Source organism: Pseudoalteromonas sp. SG44-8 (assembly GCF_014164125.1).
Lineage (GTDB): Bacteria > Pseudomonadota > Gammaproteobacteria > Enterobacterales > Alteromonadaceae > Pseudoalteromonas > Pseudoalteromonas rhizosphaerae.
On the sequence record NZ_JACJEQ010000009.1, the window covers coordinates 96797 to 121498 of the forward strand.

A 24702-nucleotide genomic window follows, 5' to 3' on the forward strand; every position below is an offset into this window, starting at 1 on the left:
AAAATGAGCTACACCAAGACGCAAAATCCGCTGCAAAACATAGTTAAAAAGCCTAAGCGTTTAGAAACGCGGTTAATAATTTGGGTTACAGGGCTGTGTGTATTACAAGCGGTGTTATTTGGCGGTTTGGTGTATCGAATTACCGCACAAAGTTTGCATGATCACATTGGTGACAAAGCACTCGCTGTGGCGACGAGTATTGCATCAAGCGATGATGTCGTTAAAGCTTTAAAGAACCCTAGTAACTTGGTGGCAATCAACCAAGAAATAGAAAATCTGCGCCAGCTAACTGGCGCAGATTTTATTGTTATTGGTGATAAAAATGCGCATCGAATCGTCCATCCAGATAGCAATAAACTCGGTAAAAAAATGGTTGGCGGTGATAGCCAAGACGCGTTACACGGCGAGCGTTATATTTCAGTGGCGCAGGGCAGCTTAGGTGAATCCATTCGCGGTAAAGTGCCGGTATACGATGAGCAACAAAATATTATTGGTTTGGTCTCGGTCGGTTTTTTAGTGCAATCGGTTGAGCCGTTGATCCGTGAGCGGATTGTTGAAATTATGATTTGGGGTTTGTTGTTAGTTGCTTTGAGTATTATTGCCGCTATCTTTATTGGTCAGCGAGTAAGAAATGCCATCTTTGGTTTGCAACCAGATGAAATAGCGAGGTTGTTTTCAGAGCAGGACGCTATTTTAAATACCATGCGTAGCGGTGTTGTTGCACTTGATCCCGACGGACGAGTACGCAAACTGACTCAGCGTGCTTGCGAAATTTTAGATAAACCAGTTGCCTGTATTAATCAGTCATTAACTCTGAAAGATTTACTGCCAGAGCATGCTGAGTTTTTATTACGAAATCAGCGTCGTAAAATGGTTGGCTTTGAGTTGTTTGCTGCGGATAAACGTTTGGTGTTGTCGCGTTTTTCATTGCAAGTGCAAGGGCAGGCGGATGGTATTTTACTCACTCTGCGCCCAGCTGATGAGCTTGAATACTTGAGCCAGCAACTTACTAAAGTACAAGCATTTGCCGAGTTATTAAGGGTGCAAACCCATGATTATTCGAATAAGCTAAATCTAATTGGGGCGCTTATTCAAATGGGTAAAAATGAGCAAGCAATCGAATTGATCGGCCAAGAAAGCCAAGGTTCACAAGCACAGATCCACCATTTATTAGAACGTATTCAAGATCCTGTGTTAGCCGGTTTGCTGGTGGGTAAATACCATAAAGCCCGCGAGTTAAACGTAGTATTGGAATTAAACCCAGAAAGTTTACTTGGTGCCATCGCACGTACTGAAATGTTAGAACGAGTAGTATCAATCTTGGGCAACTTAATTGATAACGCCATTGATGCGGCGATCAGAGCCAGTAAAGATCGAGAACCTCATGTACGAGTCACGGTTGATGAAACGAGTAAGACATTATTGTTTGATGTCGAAGACAGTGGTTTTGGCTTGGGTAACGACCATGAAGTGATATTTACCCCACAATACAGTTCAAAAGCAGGGGCAGAGCATGGCATTGGTTTATATTTAGTGAAAACTAATTTAGATTCGTGTGGTGGTAGTTTAGAAATTGGTGAGTCAGATTTAAAAGGCGCGCGATTAAGCGTCTATATTCCTAAATAACCCTAAGGTAATTTAGGCTAATAAGCAGTGGCCAAGCAAACAACAATAAAAGTAAATGGGCTAACATTGCAACGCTAAAATGAGTAATAAAAAATGACATATTCAGTAGTTATCATCGAAGATGAGCTCGAAGTTGCACAACTTCTTGCTCAATACCTGCTTTTACCGAATGGGGTTGCGGGGAACCAAACTGCCCGACAAAGCTTGCGTCAAGATCAGTATCAAGTAGTTGGTATTGCAGCAAACTTAAGTACAGCTACCGCGCTATTACAGGCGATAGAGCCCGATTTGATCTTGCTTGACATCCATCTACCAGATGGCAATGGCCTTGAGTTATTAACAGACTTGCGTCGGCGCTCAATTAAAAGCGAAGTGATGCTACTGACTGCCGCCAAAGAAGTCGAAACTCTTGAAAAGGCAATGCAGTTAGGGGCCTGTGATTTTTTGGTTAAACCTTTGATGCTTAATCGACTTGATCAGGCGTTAGCGCGATTTGAGTCACGCCAGCAGTGTTTGTCTGATGCTAACGAGGTGACCCAATCTATGGTCGACACTTTATTTGGCTCAAGCGAACAAAGTAAAGCACCGGTTAGACTGCCTAAAGGGGTTGATCAGCTTACTTTAAAAAAGATTATTGATGCATTTAAAGAGCACAAAAAAACGCCTTTTACAGCACAGCAAATGGGCGATCTTGTAGGAGTAAGTCGCTCAACTGCACGCCGTTACTTAGAATATTTACTAGAGGCAGAGCAAGTCAGTGCCGACCAAAGCTACGGCAGCATAGGTCGGCCAGAGCGCTGTTATAAAATGGCTTAGTTATCTGGCAAAGCGCTTAAGTCTACCTCAGGCGCTTGACCAACTGGGCGTTCAAATTCACTGTGTAATTTAGTTGGGCCTGTAAAAAAGCCAGTGTTGCGTAAGTAAAAACCTGCGTTTTCAGTGCCTCCTTGATAATCCATTCTCGATTGCTTGGCAGCCGTTGCATCATAAGTAAATTGTGCTTTATCAAGCGAGTGCCATTGGCCTTGAGTATCTCTGAGCCACTGATTACTGTATAGCGCTTTGCGCTCGAATTGCCCTGCATCAGGGATGAAGTTTTCTAAGAAGCTGTGTGGCCTTGCCACATATGTATCTGTACTAGGGCGTCTAAATGAAGCAATGAACAGCCACTTTGCGGCGATAGGATCATAAAAATATGCGCTGTAGTCGGTATGATTAGCAAGGTTTTCAGTCGGATTTACTTTCAATAAAAAGCGGTAGGTTTGTTCTGCTTGCCAAGGGAATACTAAATAGCTTTGCCCGCCAGAACCTTCATTACCAAACTTACCGGTATACACATCATGCCCTTTAGCTAATTGCTGAATACGCATTTCCACAGGAATAGCAGCTGGATCATCGGTCTGAAAAGGACTCCATACTGAAAATAATACTCGGCGTTCAGTGTCAGAGTTTACTTGCATACCAAAGTAACCCTCAGCAAAACCATTGGCCATAAAATACGAGCCTTGATGATCATACCCTTGTGGTACGCTCAGCTCTGAATAGAACCATTGATAGTTTTTAGTCTTGTCAGGTATGGGATAGTTTAAATGCACGGAAGGCCCGCGACGACCCCAATAAATATCATCTTTTACATATAAAGGCGCCGCCGACTCTTTATCTAGCGTGACAATAAGACCTTGAATATCAGCAAAGGTGTCAGCTGTTTTAGCGATACCGGTAAGTTGCAATTGTTGGTATCCGATTTGATCTGGCAGAAACTCGCCAAGATCGATATCTTGAAATTGCTGATTAGTGAGCGTAATTAACTGACTCTGTTGATTAAAGTCGACTTTAAGCTGGCTGCGATCGCCTGCAACTTTTACGCGCAACTTTAAATTAAAAGCCGCTTTTGTTGGCAGGTAAAAGTAGTGATTAACTGGTATTGCAGAGTCTTGCCAGTGCGTGATCCCCACATCACTAATCAGTTTTTTATTTGCTGCGATACTATGGCTAGTAGCACTATTGCCATAACTGGGAATAAAGTAATCCGTGGTTTGGTTTGCCACTGCAAATGGCGAAAATGAAGTCCATAATAATGAACCAATAAATAGTAAAACTCTCATAGTGAGCTCCATAAAAAGCGCCGACAAACGGCGCTAATATAAGAGGGTATACCCAAGCCTCCTCAAGATGTGAATTCTGCATCTTGAGGTGGTTTGGGTATAAGCTTAAAATGATGCTGAAAAGCCAAGGCTAATCGAGCGACCATAGCGCGCTAAGCGACGAATTTGTTCTTCTGTTTTTACGTATGACCACTGTCTTTCATTGGTTAAGTTGGTTACGCTTAAATCAACTCGCACTTTCTCAGTGATATTGTAACTGGCACTGAAATCGTATTGGCCGTAGTCTGCCGCCCATTCTGGTCCGCCCCATGCATCAGGATAGACTAAGTAGTCGTCGCGCCAGTTATAAGCAATACGGGTTTGATAATCACCTTTTTCATAATAAATAACCGCGTTATACGAGTGCTCAGACATCCCCACAAATGGCAGATCATTTAGCTCTTCGTCGTCATAGCTGCTGTCTGTGAAAGTATAGTTTATTTGTACACCCAGGCCATCGAATGGTGCTGGAAGTATTTCGTCAAAAGACTGCTGATAAGCTGTTTCAAAGCCTAAAATTGTTGCGCCTTTTTCCGATGTAGGTGAGATTTTTGTAAAAACTGGGCCTTCTACAGCCACTCCATCTTTAAAATAATTACCCACTTGCGCAGTGCCTACTCGGCCGCGGGCAATCACTGATTCGATGTCTTTATAGTAGGCTGCAAAGGTTAGTGCACCATAGTCAGAGAAATACCATTCAATCGTCGTATCTATTTGATTGGCTCTTAGTGGCTTAATACCCGGGTTTGAGGCATGGTATTCGGCATTATTAAAATCTAAGTAGCTATAAGGCGATAGATAATCTAAGTTTGGCCGTGTGATTACTTTAGCCGCACTAAAACGATAGAGTAAGTCATCACGTAGATGCAATTTAAAGTTTAAGCTCGGTAGTACGTCGGTGTAGCTTTCTTCAGTGGTAGAGCGGGTGTAATAATCTTCAATTTCACCCTCAACGCGATAGCTTAATGCGCCATCTTTTTCGGTTATATTGTAACGAACATTATCAACATCAAAGATGTAACCATCTGATGTGACATCGGTTTGTATTACACGGACGCCCATGTTTAGTGCAAAAGGCAGTTTAGCAATATCGCCTTGTAGATTTGCTTCAACAAAAGCCGCTAAGGTCTGCTCAGTAAGGGCGAATGAATCCTTTGGGCTGTTCTTTGCGACAATTTTATCTTGCGCCGCTTGTGGATTAATTGATTCATAAAAAGCATACAGTTTGTCGTAATTAAAGCTTGCCCATGGATCCGGATGTTTACCAGGCTCACCATCTAAGAAGTTATCAAAGTTAGCTGGCACGAGTACATCTGCTGGTAAACGAAATAGGTTTAAGCCGCCTAGCTCTTCAACACTTGAGTCGTCAAAACTGTCGTATTCTGAGTTTTTAAAATAAGCGCCACCATTACTGAACATTGATGCATTTTTTGATTTATAAACACTGCGTTCTTTGGTTTGTTTGCCGTAATGAACGCCAAATTGAATATCTTTCACTAGTTCAAAAGAGGGAATATAGGTTGCTGCTAAGCGCACCTCTTCTATTTGGTCTTTCACATCGGTGCCTGAATTGTAGCTGTAATGCGCACCAAAAGGTTGTTCTGCACTCAGTGCTGGGGTCATGGTCACATCTGGCAGCATATTACTACCGGTTTGGTCGATAGTGATACCATCAACAAAACCACGTGCAACAATAAAACGATTGTTACCATTGCTGACATTTTTAGCTTGTGACTGTGAAATATCTAAATCAACCGTTAAGCTCTCAGTGGCATACCAAACCGTATTAAAACCCCATTGCCAAGTATCTGTATTACGTGGCACAGACACATTTAACAGCTCAGCCATTGCGCCATCAACTAGTTCTACATAATTAGCATTACCATCTTCATTGAACTTTACTTCACCGATAGCGGGGATCCCCGGTGTCCAAGATTCATCATAGGTTACAAATGAAATTTGATATTGCTCACCATTGGTTTCGTATTGTGAGTACATGCTGTCAAAGTTAACATCTATACTATCTGACGGGCGCCATTGCAGCGCTAAGCTTGCACCCAGTCGCTCACGCGTATCCTGCCAATTTGAATAACGTACGTAGCCTGGAATAATCGATGGGTATGATTGCTCATTATCTTCAAGCTTGCCGTTACCGTTACTATCGATTGGGATACGTACATCAACATTCTCGTCTGGATCATAAAAACCTTCACCTTCATAAGAGTCTTCACGCTGTGTACGTTCAGAATATACCGCTGTAAACAGCGCTCCAAAGGTATTATCAAAAAAGGTATCACTAATTAAAAACGAAGCTTGTGGATTGGTGTCGCCAGTACGTTCTTCATAAATGCCTTTGGCACTGCCTGATAAAGTGAAACCATCTAAATCCAAAGGTTTGCGGGTTTTGATATTGATAACTGAGCCAATGCCGCCTTCTTGTGTTTTACTTTGTGGGGATTTGTATACTTCGAGGGATTGGACTATTTCGGGGGCGATTAAATCAAAATTAAAGTTACGGCTAGAATGCTCTGATGCCATGCGTCGGCCATTAACGGTGGTAACGTTGTAGTCACCACCTAAACCTCGCACGGTAACATTTTGGCCCTCGCCGCCGTTACGCGTAATTGCAATCCCCGTCATCCGTTGCAATGCCTCGGCAATGTTTTGGTCGGGAAACTTACCGATATCTTCAGCAACGATAGCATCCATAACCCCCACAGCTTGTTGTTTTAAATACAGGGATTCTTTAATACTCGAGCGAACACCTCTAACTTCAATTACTTCGACTTGCTCTGCTTCGGCTTCTTTTTCTTTTTTTTTGTCTTCATCAGCTGCCAGCGAGGTGCCACTGAAGATGGCGCTCATAGACAAAAACAGTGTGGACAGTTTTAGTTGTGCTTTCATAATAGTTACCTGTATTTTACTTGTTGATGGTTGTTTTTTTATTGAGTTATTGCCACGCGTGTTGAGTGTATTTTTCTCCAACACGCGTGAGGTTAATTACGAAATAATGCCAAGTGGTTTTGCTTGCTGCCAAAGACCACGGGTGAAATCTGGGAAGTCTTTGCTGTTACTTCTATCGGCTACAGAATCAACAGATAGCGGGAAAACAGCTGACCATGCAGCTGCGTCATACACATCTTGATCAAGTGGTTCGCCATTGCGTAGGCAAAAAATAATCCGCCAAAACATCAAGAAGTCCATGCCACCATGGCCGCCGTTGCGTTCAGCCTCAGCGCCCATTTTTTGCCAGAGCGGATGATCGTATTTGTTATACCAATCAGCCATGTCGTAATCCCACTCGTGATAGCTTTTACTGCCACCTTGCTCAAGTGCGATCCTATTTGGAAAGCCAGCAAACACACCGTTAGTGCCTTGAATTAAGTTATGACGAGAATAAGGACGTGGGGTGGTGGTATCGTGTTGCACCATAATGCTGCGACCTTTAACCGTTTTAATAATGCTGGTATTCATATCACCCGCAATATAGTTAAGTTTGTTGCGGCTATGATCTGCGGGGAATTCTTTTTTAGCGTAGGCTGCACGGCCTAATGATGGCGAGCTCATCGAGCTTATATAGTCAAAACGATCGCCACGATTGATATTCATGTATTGTGAAACAGGGCCTAAGCCATGAGTTGGGTATAAATTACCATTAACCGCTGCATGCCATGGTGTACGCCAAGAACCTGTTTTATGGTCAATTTCTTTCATTTGCCAGCGTAGCTCATGGATATATGCTGCTTCACCATGCAACAATTCACCAAAAACGCCTTGGCGAACCATATTAAGAACCATTAATTCGTCGCGTCCGTAGCAAACATTTTCCAACATCATGCAGTTTTTTTGAGTTCGCTCAGAGGTGTTTACTAGTTGCCATGCCTCTTCTACAGTCACTGCTGCTGGTACTTCAACAAAAGCATGCTTGCCGCTTTCCATGGTATCGACAGCCATCGGCGTATGCCACTGCCATGGTGTTGAAATAATAACAATATCAATATCTTGGCGTTCTAGCATGCGACGGTAATCGTGATCGTTTTTGCCATAGGTATCTGGTTTTTTAAAACCTTTATCAACGACAATCTTCACGGCCCTGTCTACAACGGCCTGATGGGTATCGCAAATTGCTTTAATTTCAACGCCATCGAGATGACAAAAATGCTTAACAGCACCAACACCACGTTCACCCACGCCAATAAAGCCAACCCTTACTACGTCCATTTTTGGCACTGTTAAGCCAAGGGTTGAACGTCCTTGTTGTGCGGTTCTTAATATTGATTTGGAATTGGTGGTAGAGGTACAACCCAAAGCCGCGCTGGTTGCTGCAATTGCGGCCATTGATTGTAAAAATCGTCTACGGTTGAGATCGCCCATAACATTGCCCTTATTGTTTATTATTTGTAAATTTGTTTTCGCAGGCTTTTATTTGTACACACAATGAAATGTCAATGCAAGATAAAAATCTTTCATTTACTTTCGTTTTGGTGGTGTTGTTTTTTATTTTTTATTTTAAAGTCTTTATTTACAATGGTTTAATTTCACTTTTTAATGTTTAAAGATAAATGTAAAAAAATTGAATTGAAAGTAAACGAAAGCTGCGTACAATGAATGAAAGTTAACAATGAAAGAGAGCGGGCATGCTTAACACTATCGAAAGGCGTCATGAGATTGTGCAATTGGTCTACAAACAAGAGCGGGTGCAGGTTCCTGAGTTAGCTCAGTTGTTTGGTGTTTCAACGGTAACTATCCGTAACGACTTAAATGAGTTGGATGAAAAAGGATTGTTGGTACGGTCCCGTGGTGGTGCAGTTGCCAGTAATCGCTTAACTCAAGAATTATCATTAAAAGAAAAACACGATGCAAATCGCGGTATTAAAGAGCGCTTAGGTAAATTTGCAGCGAGTCTAATTAAGGATGGTGAATCGATTATTTTAGACTCAGGGACAACAACTGAAGAGGTCGCTAAAAATCTAACCAGCCACCACGGCGTAGTTGTGATGACCAATGGCTTAAATGTGGCGCACTCACTACTTAATGCGCCATCGGTTGAAGTGTTAATGACTGGTGGCACGCTACGTAAAAAATCACTGTCATTTTATGGCCGCCAAGCTGAACAGCACTTACAACAATATCACTTTGATAAGTTAATTTTGGGTGTTGATGGCTTTGAAAAAGATATTGGTATTACAACGCACTTTGAGCTTGAAGCTCTGCTAAATCGGGTGATGTGTGAAGTATCGCGAGAGATCATAGTAGTAACAGATTCTAGTAAATTTAATCGTAAAGGCGTGCATAAGATTATTGCCGCCAGTGAAATAAACGTACTGGTTACAGACAGTGGAATTCCAGCAGAGATAAAAACCGCGCTCGAAGATGCAGGTGTGCGGTTACATATTCTCGATCTTTAACTTTCATAACTAAACAAAGATTATCTAACGAAGAGGCTTGCAATGACGATATTACAGCAATTAATCGCAGCGAATAAACGCGGCGAAAAACAGGGTATTTATGCCGTTTGTTCCGCTCATCCATTGGTGCTAGAAGCTGCCATATTGCAAGCCAAACAAGATAATAGTTATTTATTAATCGAAGCAACCGCTAATCAGGTCAATCAGTTTGGTGGTTATACGGGTATGTTACCTGCTGATTTTATGGCATTTATTGAGCAGCTTGCGACAAAGCAAGAGTTTGCAATTGATAAGCTGATCCTTGGCGGTGACCATTTAGGCCCTGTGTGTTGGTGTGATGAAAGCGCTGAATCGGCGATGCAAAAAGCTGAGCAGTTGATCGCCAGTTATGTTGGTGCAGGATTCAAAAAAATTCACTTAGACACCAGTATGCGCTGCGCCGATGATGAATTAATTTTAGCAGATGAAACAGTTGCAACACGTGCGGCGCAGTTGTGTGCAGTGGCTGAAAAAACAGCATTAGATACCTTTGGCCGCAGTGACTTAGTCTATGTTATTGGTACTGAGGTGCCGCCGCCCGGTGGTGCCGATGAGCAAATAGATACGCTTGCAGTCACAGAAACTGACCATGTTGCTAGTACATTGGCATTGCATCACGATGCATTTTTACAGCAGGGGTTATCATCGGCATGGCAGCGAGTAGTTGGCTTGGTTGTACAGCCAGGTGTGGAATTCGATAACACGCAAGTATTTGATTATGATAGTGCTAAAGCGCAACGGCTAAAGCAATATATAAAGGCCGTAGATGGCATTGCCTTTGAAGCACATTCAACTGATTATCAAACGCCCATCGCGTATCAACAATTAGTAAATGATCATTTTGCGATTTTAAAAGTGGGCCCAGAGCTTACCTTTGCTTTGCGTGAGGCATTATTTGCATTAAGCCATATTGAAGATGCGCTAATAGACACCGAGCAATGTTCACATATACGCACTGTTATTGATGCCGATATGCAGCAGTTTCCGAAAAATTGGCAGCGTTTTTATCAAGTTGATAAATCAGTGCAGCAGCTTTATCGTCGCTTTAGTTTTAGTGATCGAATCCGTTATTACTGGGGACAACAAGGCAATCAAGCTGCCGTTGATAAGCTATTTTGTAATTTACAAAAACAACCGATACCACTGCCGTTACTAAGCCAATATATGCCATTGCAGTATCTTGCAGTGCGAAATAACACCCTGCAAAACAGCCCTAAATCTTTGGTACTTCATCACATAATGCAAGTAACCAGTCGCTACGCAGATGCGTGTTTTAAACAACAATAGACGTAAGTGAGGTAGTAATGTCTAGTTATTTAGCAATTGATGAAACCCTTTTAGAAGCTAAAAATAGTTTATGGACTGCAAAAGAAATTATGCAGCAGCCCGATTGTTGGCGAGCAACGCTCAGTATTGTAAAAGCTGCGCGAGCGCAGCTAGATAGTTGGCTTGCGGGCGTATTAGATAAGCCAAATGCGCAAATAATTTTTACCGGTGCCGGTACCTCAGCTTATGTTGGTGAGGCGGTTGTTGGTTATTTGAATCAACAATTGGATATTGCTTGTCGAAGTGTTAGTAGCACAGAGCTTGTTGCCTGCCCAGAGCAGTATTTACAGCCAAATAAGTCAACTTTATTAGTGTCATTTGCACGCTCGGGCAATAGTCCTGAAAGTGTTGCCGCTGTTGATGTAGTGAATAACTATGTAAAACACTGCGCGCATCTATTTATTACTTGTAACCCTGATGGAGCACTGCATAAACAAGTAGCGCAAGATGAAAACTATTTCTCGTTATTGATGCCTACGCAAACACTTGATCACAGCTTCGCTATGACCAGTAGTTTTACCTCAATGTTGGTGGCAAGTGTGGCAATATTTAGTGATGCAGATAACGCTGTTTTAACTATTGCAGAAGCGGTTGAAAAAAATATTGCTGGTAAATTAGCTGAACTAAAAACATTGGCTGAACTGCCTATGCATCGCTTAGTGTATTTAGGCGCAGGATCCTTAAAAGGCTATGCGCAAGAATCAGCATTAAAATTATTAGAATTAAGTGCGGGTCAAGTTATGGGGTATTTTGAATCCCCGCTTGGTTTTCGTCACGGCCCAAAATCATTGGTTGATGATAAAACTTTAATTGTTTTATTTGGCTCAACTAATACCTATACCAAGCAGTACGATATTGATTTGTTGAATGAGTTACGTCGCGATAATAAAGCTATTGATGTTCACGCCTTGACGCTGCCAGATGACGCGGTGATGCAGCAATTAGACGATGTATTTAATGGCTTATATTATATGGTCTGCGCGCAAATAATGTCGTTCTATAAAGCGTGGCAACTAGGCATTACAGTAGATAACCCATGCCCAACTGGTGAAGTAAACAGAGTGGTGCAAGGGGTGACGATTTACCCGCTAAAACAAGGTGATATTAATGACTAAGCAGTATATTTATGGCATTGATATTGGCGGTAGTAAAATTGAACTTGCTGTATTTGACGCTTCATTAAAGCAACTTGAATCATGGCGCATTGCGACTCCGCAAAATAGTTATCAAGACTTTCTAAATGCGTTAGTAGGTATGATTTTAAGTGCCGATCATAAATATCAATGTCACGGTGCGGTCGGTATTGGTATGCCTGGCATTGTTAATGCGAACCAACAAGTACTGTCGGCTAACGTGCCTCATGCGACCGGTAAAAATGCCGCGCAAGATTTAGCTCAGTTAATAAATCGCCCGGTTGCGATCGAAAACGATTGCCGCTGTTTTGCACTCTCAGAAGCGCGCAGCAGCGTTGGTTTGCAACATACCCGGGTGTTCGGTGCAATTCTTGGTACTGGTGCGGGTGGTGGGCTGTGTATTGATGGTCAATTGTATAAAAGCGCCCAGGGAATTGCAGGTGAATACGGTCATTACGCACTTTCTGCAGTGTTACAGCAGAAGTACCAGTTACCTATTTTAAAATGTGGCTGTGGTTTAACAGGGTGCATTGAAAGTTATATTGCAGGCCCTGGCTTGGCGAGAATTTACCAGCACTTTTCTGGCGAAGTATTAACTACTTTTGAAATTGTTGAAGGGTTGAGAAAAGGCGACGTATTTTGCCAACAAAGCTTTGCCTGTTATTTGGATTTAATTGGCAGTACTTTTGCGGCAATTATTATGGCCTATGACCCTGAGGTGATTGTAGTTGGTGGCGGTATGTCTTTAGTTGATGAACTAATGAGCAAGCTTGAAGAGGCAATCGTACCGTATGTATTTGCTGATATTCGGGTGCCAAAAATAGTGCTTGCTGAATTTGGCGATGCCAGTGGCGCTCGCGGTGCCGCTATTTTGGCCAAAGAACAAGTGGGAGCGCTGGCATGATTGGATCCGTGTTTTACGTCAAAGCTGATGTAATTTATTGTCAAGAACGAGTACTTAAAAATCACTTCATGTTAGTTGAAAATGGCATTATTAGTCATTTTACGCAAAACCCTACAGCCGGTGTGCCTATTGATGATTATGGTAATGCTGCAATTATTCCAGGCTTAATTGATTTACACATTCATGGTCGCGAAGGTTGTGATGTGATTGATTGTAAAATGAGTAGTATTGAAACGATTTCATGCTCACTTGCAGAGCATGGAGTAACAGGCTTTTTAGCAACGACAGTGACCACCGATTGGCAACAAACACTTAATGCTATGAGTGTAATTGGTCAGGCATACACGCAGCAACCTAGCGGTGCACAGGTGCTAGGTGGCTATAGTGAGGGCCTGTTTTTCAGTGAAGTTCATAAAGGCGCGCACAATCAAGATTACTTTTTAGAGCTATCGCAGTCGCATCTAGAAGCGATGATTAATGCAGCCACGGGTAGCTTAAAAGTGGTTGCGTTGGCGCCAGAAAAGCCAGGCGCAAATGTATTAATTGAATACCTGACAGCGCAAGGAATTAGGGTAATGCTTGGTCACTGTGATGCCAATTATGAACAAACTCAAAGCGCGCTTGAGCATGGCGCATGCGGTGGGGTGCATGTTTTTAATGGGATGCGTGGCATTCATCATCGTGATCCAGGTTGTGCCGGCGCGGTATTGATGAATGATGACGCACTTGTTGAAGTGATTGCAGATGGTGTACATCTTCATCCTACAATTTTAAAGCTGATCTATAAGCTAAAAGGTCCACAAAAAATCGCTTTGATCAGTGATTGTATCAATGCCGGTGGACTAAATGATGGTGAGTATAAATTGGGTAAAATGGATGTTGTTGTGCAACAAGGTGTGGCGAGAACTGCCTCCGGCTCGTTAGCTGGCAGCACTTTAACGCTTGAGCAAGCAGTTAAAAATATGCATCAATTAGGCAGTGTTGAGCTACGTGAGGCGATAAATATGGCCAGCATTGTGCCCGCGCAATTTCTTAATATTGCCAGCCAAGTTGGTTCTTTAGCGGAAGGTAAGCATGCGAATTTTGCTATTTTAAACAGCGATTTTAGTATTCAGGCGACCTATGTGAAGGGTCAGCGGTGCTTTTTTAAAAGTGCATAAAATGGCTAAAGCGCTCGGCTTTAGTGTGGCTATGCGCTTCAAAACCCATAGAAAGTAAAATATTATAAAATTGATTGCATTTTAAGCGACATGTATGGTGATGTTCGCTATAAGTAATGCTATACTCCCGCCGAATAATTTTTCGACTTTATTAAGAGTAAAATAATGGCAGATTTATCGAAGTACAGAAACATTGGTATTTTCGCGCACGTTGATGCGGGTAAAACCACGACTACTGAGCGTATCCTAAAGCTTACTGGTCAAATCCATAAAACTGGTGAGGTTCATGATGGTGAATCAACAACTGACTTCATGGAACAAGAAGCTGAGCGCGGTATTACTATCCAGTCTGCGGCTGTAAGCTGTTTCTGGAAAGATCACCGTTTTAACGTTATCGATACTCCTGGACACGTTGACTTCACAGTTGAAGTATACCGTTCATTAAAAGTACTTGATGGCGGCATCGGTGTATTCTGTGGTTCTGGTGGTGTTGAGCCACAATCAGAAACTAACTGGCGTTATGCTAACGAATCAGAAGTTGCACGTGTTATTTTCGTAAATAAATTAGACCGTATGGGTGCTGATTTTTACCGTGTAACAGAGCAAGTACGTAAAGTACTTGGCGCAAACCCACTAATCATGACGTTACCAATCGGTATCGAAGATGAGTTCTGTGGTGTTGTTGATGTTTTAACTAAAAAAGCATACATCTGGGACGAAACTGGTCTTCCAGAGAACTACACGATCGAAGACGTTCCAGCTGACATGGTAGACAAAACTGAAGAATACTATGAAATGCTTGTTGAAACTGCTCTAGAGCAAGACGACGAACTTCTTGAAGCGTATATGGAAGGTGAAGCGCCTTCTTTAGAAGATATCAAGCGTTGTATCCGTAAAGGTACTCGTGACCTTGCTTTCTTCCCTACATACTGTGGTTCTGCTTTCAAGAACAAAGGTATGCAATTAGTACTTGACGCTGTTGTTGACTACTTACCATCTCCTACAGAAGTTGATCCTCAACCTCTTATGGATGAAGAAGGTAACGAAAATGGTCAATTCGCAATCGTATCTACTGACGAACCATTCAAAGCGTTAGCGTTTAAGATCATGGATGACCGTTTTGGTGCATTAACTTTCGTACGTATTTACTCAGGTAAACTTAATAAGGGTGACACTATCCTTAACGCGTTTACTGGTAAAACTGAGCGTGTTGGCCGTATGGTTGAGATGCAAGCAGACGACCGTAACGAATTAACTAGCGCACAAGCTGGTGACATCATTGCAATCGTAGGTATGAAAAACGTGCAAACTGGTCACACTCTTTGTGATCCTAAGCACCCAGTAACACTTGAGCCAATGGTATTCCCAACTCCAGTAATCTCGATTGCTGTACAGCCTAAAGATAAAGGCGGTAATGAGAAAATGGGTGTTGCTATCGGTAAAATGGTTGCAGAAGATCCATCTTTCCAAGTTGAGACTGATGAAGATTCAGGCGAAACTATCCTTAAAGGTATGGGTGAGCTTCACTTAGATATCAAAGTTGATATCCTTAAGCGTACTTACGGCGTAGATCTTATCGTTGGTCAACCACAGGTTGCTTACCGTGAAACTATCACTCGTGAAATCGAAGATAGCTACACGCATAAGAAACAATCAGGTGGTTCTGGTCAGTTCGGTAAAATCGACTACCGCATCAAGCCAGGCGAAGTTGCTTCAGGCTTCACGTTTAAATCATCAGTTGTTGGTGGTAACGTACCTAAAGAATTCTGGCCTGCAGTTGAGAAAGGCTTCAAGTCAATGATGAGCGAAGGTGTGCTAGCTGGCTTCCCAGTGCTTGACGTTGAAGTTGAACTTTTCGACGGTGGCTTCCATGCCGTGGATTCATCTGCAATCGCATTCGAAATCGCTGCTAAAGGCGCTTTCCGTCAATCGATCCCTAAAGCGGGCGCACAACTTCTTGAGCCAATCATGAAAGTTGACGTGTTCACTCCAGAAGATCACGTTGGTGATGTAATCGGTGACCTTAACCGTCGTCGTGGTATGATGAAAGACCAAGAAGCTGGTTTAACAGGCGTTCGTATTAAAGCTGACGTTCCGTTATCAGAAATGTTCGGTTACATCGGTTCATTACGTACAATGACATCAGGTCGTGGTCAGTTCTCTATGGAGTTCTCACACTATGCACCATGTCCACAAAACGTAGCTGAAACTGTAATCGCTGCAGAAAAAGAGAAAAAAGCTGCTAAGTAATTAGCCTTTAAACTCTTAAAAAAACCCGCACTTGTTGCGGGTTTTTTATTGCCAGAAATATTATCCCTCCAACAATCGAATACTTTTTTGTTGTTATGCTAGCAATGAGTCGTTAGCACTCTTAGTCGCTATTGAAGCAAAGAGTCAAATAATCAACTATTTATTACTGCAGCTTAAACGTTATTCCACTCATAAGTTGTAGTTTAAAAGCTGGCTGTCTTACTAATTAAACTAGTTATTTATAACTAGGTAAAAAGTAGTGCAATTACTTGAATCTTAGTTACTAATACAGGTAGAATACCCGCTTATGCCACCCATATACGCATATTAGAGAAATGGAAGTCTCTCGAATAAAGAGACATATATGTGTACTTTTTAGGACGTTTATATGAATTCAATTAAATTGAGCCCAAACTGGCTGTTGCAGTTAGTTATGATACTAACCCTTTGTGCTGTTGCTTTTTTGCTAACAATCATCTTTGCTGTAAATCAGACTTTTTTAGCCCTAATTATTGTTCCTGTTATATTTATTATCTCAATTTTGAGCATCATCAATTTACGCTTTTTGCATTGTTATAAAGCGGGCATTTATTACTCTCAGGGGTTAGGTAAAAAATATATTAATGCAGATGAAATTATTGATATTCAATTTAACTCATTAAAATTACTGACTGTATTATCGGTTTCTTTAGAAGATAGCAAAGTAATCCACTTTTATAATTGGCAGTTTGATGATCAAGCTCAGCAGTCAATTATGTATTGGTATAGTAAGAAGAATAGCTGTAATAATTCACAGCATACCCAATGTAATGCATAAAAAAGGCCGCAGTTTAGCGGCCTTTTTACTAATCTGAACTCTGCTGAATAAACTTATTACAAGCAGAGTTTAGTTTATGCTACGCTTTTTTACGGCGTAGGAATGTTAGTGGTAACGCCAGTAACGTTAACCAAAATAATGAACCTGAGTCATCGTCTTCGTCATCAGTCTCATCATTAGCGATATTAATGTAAACAAGCTGCGCATTTGATAAATTACCAGCACTGTCTTTTGCTTGTACCATTAATGTGATTTTTCTTTCAAACTCATAGTCTAAATCACCAGCAACGATTAGTTGCCCTTGCTCATTTATAGTTACTGCATCGTGGCCAGATACAATGAAGCCAATAACGGGTGTGTACTGTGCATCGGCATCACTAAAACTCAATTGACCAATGACAGTGCCAATTGGACTATTTTCACTGATGCTAAAACTCTGCTCAGGCTCTAGAACTGGAGCTTGTGGCTCAGGAATTGGCTCTACAGCAGGGGCAGATTGAATATCAATAATTACAGGATCATGATCAGAGGCACGATAAGCACTCTCTGAATACAAGCTAGCAACTTGAGAATCAGATTTAAACTCTACGTTATAATCCAGACTGATCGGCTCATCAGCATTGATATGCCAATCTGTCGCTGCAACAACCTTCGCGAGTAAGCTTGGGCTGGCAACTGCATGATCTAGGCTGCCCATACGTCCAGAAAAACTATATGAATAGCCAAGAGTGTTACCATCTAATTCTGCAACGACATTTTTAAATCCTTTGTCTGCAAATGCACGTATTGGATCTTCCATCGCATAGGCATTCATATCACCTACTAATATGATGTCCTCATCGTCTATGCCTGTTGGCTTGCTATCAAGCCAGTCTGCAAAGCCATTAGCACCAGCAACGCGGATCTCATTCCAACATGCTTGCCCATCACCTAAATCGGCATTGTTGCCATCGGCACTGCCACAGCTACCTTTGGATTTTAAATGTGCTACAGCAACAGTAAATACTTCTTCTGATTCAAGTGATTTGAAGCTTTGTGCGATAGGTGTACGGTTACTATAGTCAAATGGATATTGGGTTGTGATAGCTGCGGTGCCAACTTGTGCGACTTTATTTGCACGGTAGATAAGTGCGGTGGTAATTTCATCAGTACCAATTTTATCTACGTTAAAATTAACAAAGGCGTATTCATTATTGCTATCTTCATCGTTTAACGCATTAACTAGACTAGCAATAGCGCTATTTGCACCGAAACCATCGTTTTCGATTTCCATTAAGCCGATAACATCAGCTTCTATAGCAACAAGTGCACTGACAATTTTCGCTTGTTGGCGAATAAATTCAACTTCACTATCAGCGCCACGACTGGTTGGGAAACCAGCACCTTGACCATCACCATTAAAGTAGTTAAGGACATTAAAACTTGCAATTCGAATATCTGCATCAGCGTGCAGTTCTGGCGCATTTGTACGTGGGTTAGTTGCAACAAAAGTTGGTTGTACTGTTGGGTGAATACGATAGCGATCAAAGCTGTAACCCATTACACCAGTGATTGCGTTTACAGAATCACCTAAACGTAATGTGTTATAAGCGTCTAAGCCAGTACCAGGGTAAGAAACTGGGTCAAGGTTTTGCTTCGTTGAACCATCATCAAGTAAGATTTGTTTTTTTATGTTTTCGGCTTCAACAGCGTTAGCAGCATCACCAGGAAGGGCTATTTGTGTACCTTGATATAAGCGTTCTGTGGCAAGACCTACTTCACCATAACGGCCTAAACCATAGTTGTTGCTAACAACCAGCGGTTGTTCTAGTGAAACCAGCATGCCTTCATAAGCTTCTAAATCGGTTACATTATTAACAGGGAGAGTGATACTTGTTGCTGTTGGCGTTAAGCCTGTAGCACATACTTCCACTTGACTAACATCACCAATTTGGGTGGCATTAAAGTATTCTGCGACACTGCCTTTAACTCGCACGTGATCACCAACATTGACATCGGTATTAGCAAAATAAACAAAGATACCTTCAGAAGTAAGTGGGTTTGTATCAATATCTGCATCAAGTGATGTAATAAAGAAGCCACTTAATTGCTCACTACCTTGAAAATCAGCAGTTACTACGCCTTCCAGCTCAATTTCTGTGTTTAATAGAGGGCTATCACCACCTTCACCTTGTACTGCGCTGATAAGTATTTTAGCTGCGCCGCATTCTAATGGAATAACTGGTTCTGGATCTGGGGTTGGCTCAGTACTCTCACCATGAAAACCGAGCCCTGAAAAGTCATCTTTATCAAATTGTAGCCATTGTTCACTTGGATCAAATGACGCAGTAGCATCGCTGCGACCTGCAGTAATACTTAGCTTGCGACGTAAGCTTTTGTCCTTGGTGCTAACACCTCCGGCTGACCATTCGCTACCAGGGTCAACGCCTAACTGACCAAAGCTATCAACAATAGTGCCGTCTTTCGTAAGTACCAATGCATCATCACCATTGAAATAAGTAACGGTTGCTTCAATATCAGCTTTAGCTTTAAGCTCGTCTACAGAGCCTGCATTTACGATTACATAGGTGCCATTGGCGGCTAAGCTACCGGATAGAGCAAGTGTATTATTTGGAGCTGTCAGGTCGCCATTGCCATTGGCGAAAAGTGAGATGTTATAGCCATCAAGCGATAGTGTTTCGCCAGAGGTATTAAAAAGCTCAATTGCTTTATTGTTACTACCACCTTCAACATATTCTGAAATTATTAAATTAGCAGAAGCTGGTGCACTGAGGCTTGCAATTACAAGCGCCAATGGCGTTATTTTTGTTTTGAACATTATTATTTTTTCCCGTGTATTGTGTCCCGAGTGGGACAAACAGTTTAAGGAAAATTTATGACAAAGAAAATACAAAATGTTAATAATATGGAAATAAAAAGGGCGCAGAATCGCCCTTTTCTAAATTAAAAATGTATAAGGCTTACCTTTTTAGCAGTTGTGCAGCCTGCTTTGCAAAATAGGTAAGAATACCGTCAGCGCCAGCACGTTTGAAAGCAAGCAAGGACTCCATAATTGTGGCTTCTTCAGCAAGCCAGCCATTATCAATCGCCGCTTTATGCATCGCGTACTCGCCACTCACTTGATAAGCAAACGTCGGCACACCAAATTCATCTTTAACTCGGCGTACGATATCTAAATAAGGCATACCGGGTTTCACCATCACCATGTCAGCACCTTCTTGTAAATCCAGCGCTACTTCACGAATGGCTTCATCGGAATTAGCTGGGTCCATTTGGTAGGTTTTTTTGTCCGCACCTTTTAAGTTACCAGCCGAACCGACTGCATCACGAAATGGTCCATAGTAACTTGAGGCATATTTAGCTGAATAAGCCATAATGCGTGTATGAATATGGCCTTCGGCCTCTAGCGCTTCACGGATCGCGCCAATGCGGCCATCCATCATATCTGAAGGGGCAACAATATCTGCACCCGCTTGTGCATGAGATATCGCTTGTTTAACTAATATTTCTGTCGTGATGTCGTTAATTACATAGCCATCATCGTCGATAATTCCGTCTTGCCCATGCACTGTAAAGGGATCAAGTGCTACATCGGTGATTACCCCTAATTCTGGATAGGCTTCTTTGAGTGCGCGTACAGTGCGTTGTGCCAGTGCATCATCATTGTAAGCTTCTTCAGCAAGCAATGATTTTTTGTCCGCAGGGGTGACCGGAAAAATAGCGATTGCAGGAATACCTAATTCAACCAACTCTTTTGCTTCAATCAGCAGTAAGTCAATCGATAAGCGCTCTATGCCTGGCATCGATGCAATGGCTTCTCGGCGATTGTTACCTTCAAGCACAAATACTGGGTAAATTAAGTCATTCACACTGAGTTGATTTTCAGCCATCAAGCGGCGAGAGAAATCATTGCGGCGCATTCTGCGCATGCGAGTATAAGGGAAAAGGTCGAGACCTGATTGGGCCATTATTTGCTCCTAGTCTAAAATTGGAAAACTAACTACACGATTACGCCCACTTTGCTTGGCATGATAAAGTGCTTTGTCGGCGCAGTCGGTGAATAATCCCGGATTGTGAATGTCTTCAGCGATGGCGCTATATACACCAGCACTAATAGTAAACTTTATCTCATTGTTTGCTACTGTAATTGTCGCATCCATGATTGCTTGGCGGATTTGCTCCGCTATTTCTACAGCACCACCGAGGGCGGTATTTGGGAGTAAGATAACAAACTCTTCGCCACCATAACGGGCTACTTCGTCAAGTGGGCGTTTTAAATGGCTTTTTATAATGTCAGCCACAGCACGAATAGTTTGGTCGCCAATTAAGTGCCCATAGGTGTCGTTAATGCTCTTAAAGTGGTCTATGTCGAGCATTATCACGCTTAAAGATGTTTGCTCCCGACGAGAGCGACGCAAGTCCATTACTAGCTTTTTATCGAAATAGCGGCGATTTTTTATTTGTGTTAATGGATCTTCCATATTGATTTGTTCAAGTGCGCGATTCTTTTCTTCAAGCTCACGCAGAGTGACCTGAAGTTCAAACGTTCGCTCTTCTATATTTGCTTCTAAATCTAACCTAGCTTGTTCTTGCAGCTCTAAACGTTCTTGTAAGATGGCATCTTGTGCTTCACTTTGGGCTATTTTACTCTGCTGTGCAGTAACTTGGGCATCGCGTTCGATTAAAAAGTGTTTGATGGTAGCAAAGCTTAAACTGAGTGAGCAGATTAAAAAGCTAAAAAATACAAACGGTAAACCACGCGCATTAAAATCATAGAAATTAAACACAACAATAATCATGTAAAGCTGTGCGGAAAAAAACATCAACGCTCCACATAGCAGCGCACATAGTGGCTGTGTTCGCTGTTGCTTAATATCGATCCCTAACGCCGCTATGTGTAATAACATCACTAGCGCGGGCAAGAGTAGACTGTAATAAAGCATGATATTTGTTGGTAATAACCAAATAAAAAATAGGCTGATAAAAAGTAACCAGTTACTCAATCTATGTAAGGGTTGCAGCCACATTTTCGTGGACAGTCGTAATTGTTCAAATAATAGTTTGAATAAGCAAGTGGTTAATATCAACATGCTTGGAACTGCAAGCTGCTGCAGACTAGGCAAAGACGGGTGAAAATAGCGATAGCCAAAGCCATATAAGTAAATCAGTAATAACCATAAAGTCATTAAAATAGTGCCACAGAGTGCAAAGTAGCGCTTTCGTGAAAAACCAAACATAACCAAGCAAGTGATCGCTAAAGATAAAATAAACCCGACTAGCAAGCCATACATTAAATTAAACTTACTTTTATATTTTAAATATTCATCATATTGCCAAAGACTTAACGGCACTCTGACACCATCTAGACTTTTAATATGAAGTAGTAATGTTGAGTTACTTTTCGGTGGGAGTGTTAGCTTTACTAATAATGATTCTGTTTTAATTTGTCGGTTATTGAGTGGTAATGCATCACCAATTTCTTTAAACAATAATCTGTTTTGCTTAAAGTAATGGTATACAGCCACTTTATCTAATAACGGATTATCAATGGACAGTAAAATTTGTAGATCTGAATCCTCAGCGTTGACCAGTTGTAGGCGCAGCCATACGGCTTGATTGGTTAGTCCTAAATTGAGCGATTGCTCAGGAAGTTGTTGCCATTGCTGAGTAGGGGCTAGCTTAGCTTGCTCTATTGTTAAAGGTTGTTGAGAATATTCAAAAGGAATATTTAATATATGTTCAAAATGCTTATCTAAGGTGATCTGCGTTGCATTGGCTGAGAATGAAATAAGTACAAAGCTATAAAGCAGCAACCAAACACGCTTCATTATCAGCCCTTGTGGTTGAATAACTGTTGGAAGTTAAGTGTAGTTTGCTTTGCAACAGTTGCAAACTCTAGACCTTTTAAGGACGCAATTGTTTGGCATATATGTGGTAAATAGCTTGGTTCATTGCTATGCGATTTTGGTTTTGGAGTTAACGAGCGTGGGATCAAAAACGGCGCATCTGTTTCAATTAATAGACGCTCTAATGGCAGCATAGGCACCAGTTGTTGTAGTGATTTACCACGACGTTCGTCACAGACCCAACCAGTAATACCAATGTATAAACCGAGTGATAAGTATTGCTCTAAGGCGTGTTGATCACCGGTAAAACAATGTAATACTCCTCGCACTGAATACTGTTGCAGTATCGCCAGCATATCTTCGCTCGCATCTCGCTCATGTAAATATACCGGAAGATTTAACTCTACCGCTAAAGCGAGTTGTCGGTGTAACACAGAACGTTGAGTTTCACGAGGCGAAAAGTCGCGGTTGTAATCTAACCCGCATTCACCAATTGCTACAATCTCAGGATTTGCAGCAAGAGCGGACAATTGTATTTCTAGTTTTTCATCGGCTGATTTTGCGTCATGGGGGTGAACACCGGCGGTAGCAAGTAGGTGGTACTGTTGTGCTAAGTGAAGAGCTTGCTGGCTGGAGTTTATATCGCAACCAATTAACAGCATCTGGCTAACATTTTGCGCTTTTGCACGAGTAATGATAGCCGAATGTTGAGCATCAAATTGATGATTGGTAAGATTTACGCCAGCATCAATAAGTGATGTGGTCATTAATTAGTGCGCTTAACGCGGATTGAGCGATTCTGACCTGCTTTTTTCAATAAAAATGAGTTGAACATACCGCGCTCAATAATTACAGTATCATCTTGGTCGATACGCAAGCTATCTGAGCCAATTTGGCGCCATTGTTGGCCGTTATTTAAACTAATTATTAACTCACCGTAAGGTGCTTCTTTTACGTTAGTCACGACGGCAGTAATTTCATTGTCGTTTTCTTTTACTAGTTCTTTATGCTCTAAGCCAAAATCTTCATTTTTAACTTTAACTATTTGCTTACTAGCAACAGCTACATCGGCTGTTGCGGTGACTGAACTTGCAGGTGGAGTTAAGGTTTTTGTTGTTTCTGGTTTAGTTAATGACTTGCCTGCCATGGTATTGTCGTAACAAAGCAAGCGATTGAAGTCATTTTCAATAAATGTACAGGCTTGTAAAGCTTTTAAGTTAACTTCATTGGCATGAACAGTTGGAATGCTTAACAAGGCAAGTATTGGTAAAAGTTGTTTTTTCATTTATTCCTCTGATTCATCTTGTTGAGGTTTAGCCTTATAAAAGGATGCTAAGATTAAACCCAATTCAAATAACAGCAGCATTGGAAATGCTAATAAAGATTGTGATAGCACATCAGGTGGCGTTAAAAACATTGCTACAACAAAAACCCCGACTACAATATAAGGGCGTTTCTCTTTTAAACTTTGTGTTGTGGTAGCGCCACTAAAACATAACAGCATAATAGCTACCGGAATCTCAAAAGCGACCCCAAAGGCAAAAAAGAGCTTCAATGCAAAACTTAAGTAGCTACTAATGTCTGGTGCCAAGGTCATCATTTCTGGACCAACGCTAGTAAAAAAGCCAAGAATAATGGGCAGCACTACAAAGTAACAAAATGCGATACCACTATAAAAAAGAATAATGCTTGATGCCAAAACAGGCATTAACATACGTTTTTCATGTTGGTATAACCCTGGCGCAATAAAGCCCCAGATTTGGTGTAAAATTAACGGAAACGCTGCAAATAAAGCGACAAATAAGGTTAACTTAAACGGCGCAAAAAACGGTGCAGTTACATCTGTAGCGATCATGGTTGCTGTACTTGGTAAGTGCGCAACTAATGGAGCCGCTACAAAACCGTAAATATCGTTTGCAAAGTAAACCAGCGCAATAAAAAATACTAATATGGCTAATAAGGCTTTCATGAGCCTATTTCGCAATTCAATTAAATGACTTACAAAGCCTGATTTAACTTGTTCAGTCATAATTTAACTCGTTACCGATA

18 protein-coding genes are annotated in these 24702 nt (G+C 41.6%); 9 read left to right on the forward strand and 9 right to left on the reverse strand.

Annotated elements, in window-relative coordinates; genetic code table 11:
- Window positions 1-3 precede the first annotated feature (3 nt).
- Entirely contained in the window at window positions 4-1626 is a 1623-nt protein-coding gene (locus H5163_RS09710; protein ID WP_182717509.1) for a sensor histidine kinase, read from the forward strand.
- 93 nt (window positions 1627-1719) lie between these two features.
- Window positions 1720-2442: a response regulator gene (locus H5163_RS09715; RefSeq protein WP_145240091.1), complete on the forward strand. Its 723-nt coding sequence runs from the start codon at window positions 1720-1722 to the stop codon at window positions 2440-2442.
- On the opposite strand, the gene H5163_RS09720 is transcribed toward H5163_RS09715, so the two are convergent.
- The 3 genes from H5163_RS09720 to H5163_RS09730 form a co-directional block, all read right to left on the reverse strand.
- Window positions 2439-3731 (reverse strand): DUF3472 domain-containing protein, encoded by a 1293-nt coding sequence (locus tag H5163_RS09720; RefSeq protein WP_182735022.1) that lies wholly within the window; start codon window positions 3729-3731, stop codon window positions 2439-2441. The genes H5163_RS09715 and H5163_RS09720 overlap by 4 nt on opposite strands.
- Window positions 3732-3836: 105 nt before the next feature.
- The gene (locus tag H5163_RS09725; RefSeq protein ID WP_145240087.1) at window positions 3837-6674 is read right to left on the reverse strand and encodes a TonB-dependent receptor; all 2838 of its coding nucleotides are present in this window, start codon (window positions 6672-6674) and stop codon (window positions 3837-3839) included.
- Between the two features lie 96 nt (window positions 6675-6770).
- On the reverse strand, window positions 6771-8144 hold the full coding sequence (locus tag H5163_RS09730) for a Gfo/Idh/MocA family protein (RefSeq protein WP_182730721.1): 1374 nt from the start codon (window positions 8142-8144) through the stop codon (window positions 6771-6773).
- Between the two features lie 263 nt (window positions 8145-8407).
- Between H5163_RS09730 and agaR the strand changes: the two genes are divergently transcribed.
- The 7 genes from agaR (at window position 8408) to H5163_RS09765 (ending at window position 16807) form a co-directional block, all read left to right on the forward strand.
- Window positions 8408-9178, forward strand: a complete 771-nt coding sequence (agaR, locus tag H5163_RS09735) for a transcriptional repressor AgaR (RefSeq protein WP_145240083.1) — start codon at window positions 8408-8410, stop codon at window positions 9176-9178.
- A 42-nt stretch (window positions 9179-9220) separates the two neighbouring features.
- Window positions 9221-10504: a D-tagatose-bisphosphate aldolase, class II, non-catalytic subunit gene (locus H5163_RS09740; RefSeq protein WP_182735023.1), complete on the forward strand. Its 1284-nt coding sequence runs from the start codon at window positions 9221-9223 to the stop codon at window positions 10502-10504.
- 17 nt (window positions 10505-10521) lie between these two features.
- Window positions 10522-11658 carry an SIS domain-containing protein gene (locus H5163_RS09745; RefSeq protein WP_145240078.1) on the forward strand — a complete coding sequence of 379 codons (1137 nt, stop codon included), beginning with the start codon at window positions 10522-10524 and terminating at the stop codon, window positions 11656-11658.
- The gene (locus H5163_RS09750) at window positions 11651-12580 is read left to right on the forward strand and encodes an ROK family protein (RefSeq protein WP_145240076.1); all 930 of its coding nucleotides are present in this window, start codon (window positions 11651-11653) and stop codon (window positions 12578-12580) included. The genes H5163_RS09745 and H5163_RS09750 overlap by 8 nt, the downstream gene beginning before the upstream one ends.
- Window positions 12577-13740: an N-acetylglucosamine-6-phosphate deacetylase gene (gene nagA, locus H5163_RS09755; RefSeq protein WP_145240074.1), complete on the forward strand. Its 1164-nt coding sequence runs from the start codon at window positions 12577-12579 to the stop codon at window positions 13738-13740. The genes H5163_RS09750 and nagA overlap by 4 nt, the downstream gene beginning before the upstream one ends.
- Window positions 13741-13905: 165 nt before the next feature.
- Window positions 13906-15990, forward strand: coding sequence for an elongation factor G (fusA, locus tag H5163_RS09760; protein ID WP_145240072.1), 2085 nt, complete (start codon window positions 13906-13908; stop codon window positions 15988-15990).
- 388 nt (window positions 15991-16378) lie between these two features.
- Window positions 16379-16807, forward strand: coding sequence for a hypothetical protein (locus H5163_RS09765; RefSeq protein WP_145240070.1), 429 nt, complete (start codon window positions 16379-16381; stop codon window positions 16805-16807).
- 79 nt (window positions 16808-16886) lie between these two features.
- Here the strand turns inward: H5163_RS09765 and H5163_RS09770 are convergent, their stop codons facing one another.
- From H5163_RS09770 to tatC, 6 genes are all read right to left on the reverse strand, one after another.
- Complete coding sequence (locus H5163_RS09770; RefSeq protein ID WP_182735024.1) at window positions 16887-19625, reverse strand: ExeM/NucH family extracellular endonuclease; 2739 nt, start codon at window positions 19623-19625, stop codon at window positions 16887-16889.
- Window positions 19626-19767: 142 nt separating this feature from the next.
- Complete coding sequence (gene hemB / locus H5163_RS09775) at window positions 19768-20775, reverse strand: porphobilinogen synthase (RefSeq protein WP_145240066.1); 1008 nt, start codon at window positions 20773-20775, stop codon at window positions 19768-19770.
- A 9-nt stretch (window positions 20776-20784) separates the two neighbouring features.
- Window positions 20785-22635 (reverse strand): diguanylate cyclase, encoded by a 1851-nt coding sequence (locus H5163_RS09780; RefSeq protein ID WP_145240064.1) that lies wholly within the window; start codon window positions 22633-22635, stop codon window positions 20785-20787.
- Between the two features lie 2 nt (window positions 22636-22637).
- Window positions 22638-23420, reverse strand: a complete 783-nt coding sequence (locus tag H5163_RS09785) for a TatD family hydrolase (protein WP_182735025.1) — start codon at window positions 23418-23420, stop codon at window positions 22638-22640.
- The gene (locus H5163_RS09790) at window positions 23420-23938 is read right to left on the reverse strand and encodes a hypothetical protein (RefSeq protein ID WP_182735026.1); all 519 of its coding nucleotides are present in this window, start codon (window positions 23936-23938) and stop codon (window positions 23420-23422) included. The genes H5163_RS09785 and H5163_RS09790 overlap by 1 nt, the downstream gene beginning before the upstream one ends.
- Entirely contained in the window at window positions 23939-24682 is a 744-nt protein-coding gene (tatC, locus tag H5163_RS09795) for a twin-arginine translocase subunit TatC (RefSeq protein ID WP_145240059.1), read from the reverse strand. It abuts the gene before it with no gap.
- Window positions 24683-24702 lie beyond the last annotated feature (20 nt).

Coding starts and splice junctions, on each gene's coding strand:
- fusA (WP_145240072.1), top strand. CDS start 13,906: ATGGCAGATTTATCGAAGTACAGAAACATTGGTATTTTCGCGCACGTT.
- H5163_RS09750 (WP_145240076.1), top strand. CDS start 11,651: ATGACTAAGCAGTATATTTATGGCATTGATATTGGCGGTAGTAAAATT.
- hemB (WP_145240066.1), bottom strand. CDS start 20,775: ATGGCCCAATCAGGTCTCGACCTTTTCCCTTATACTCGCATGCGCAGA.
- H5163_RS09740 (WP_182735023.1), top strand. CDS start 9,221: ATGACGATATTACAGCAATTAATCGCAGCGAATAAACGCGGCGAAAAA.
- nagA (WP_145240074.1), top strand. CDS start 12,577: ATGATTGGATCCGTGTTTTACGTCAAAGCTGATGTAATTTATTGTCAA.
- H5163_RS09745 (WP_145240078.1), top strand. CDS start 10,522: ATGTCTAGTTATTTAGCAATTGATGAAACCCTTTTAGAAGCTAAAAAT.
- agaR (WP_145240083.1), top strand. CDS start 8,408: ATGCTTAACACTATCGAAAGGCGTCATGAGATTGTGCAATTGGTCTAC.
- tatC (WP_145240059.1), bottom strand. CDS start 24,682: ATGACTGAACAAGTTAAATCAGGCTTTGTAAGTCATTTAATTGAATTG.
- H5163_RS09785 (WP_182735025.1), bottom strand. CDS start 23,420: ATGACCACATCACTTATTGATGCTGGCGTAAATCTTACCAATCATCAA.
- H5163_RS09770 (WP_182735024.1), bottom strand. CDS start 19,625: ATGTTCAAAACAAAAATAACGCCATTGGCGCTTGTAATTGCAAGCCTC.
- H5163_RS09780 (WP_145240064.1), bottom strand. CDS start 22,635: ATGAAGCGTGTTTGGTTGCTGCTTTATAGCTTTGTACTTATTTCATTC.
- H5163_RS09790 (WP_182735026.1), bottom strand. CDS start 23,938: ATGAAAAAACAACTTTTACCAATACTTGCCTTGTTAAGCATTCCAACT.
- H5163_RS09715 (WP_145240091.1), top strand. CDS start 1,720: ATGACATATTCAGTAGTTATCATCGAAGATGAGCTCGAAGTTGCACAA.
- H5163_RS09730 (WP_182730721.1), bottom strand. CDS start 8,144: ATGGGCGATCTCAACCGTAGACGATTTTTACAATCAATGGCCGCAATT.
- H5163_RS09710 (WP_182717509.1), top strand. CDS start 4: ATGAGCTACACCAAGACGCAAAATCCGCTGCAAAACATAGTTAAAAAG.
- H5163_RS09725 (WP_145240087.1), bottom strand. CDS start 6,674: ATGAAAGCACAACTAAAACTGTCCACACTGTTTTTGTCTATGAGCGCC.
- H5163_RS09720 (WP_182735022.1), bottom strand. CDS start 3,731: ATGAGAGTTTTACTATTTATTGGTTCATTATTATGGACTTCATTTTCG.
- H5163_RS09765 (WP_145240070.1), top strand. CDS start 16,379: ATGAATTCAATTAAATTGAGCCCAAACTGGCTGTTGCAGTTAGTTATG.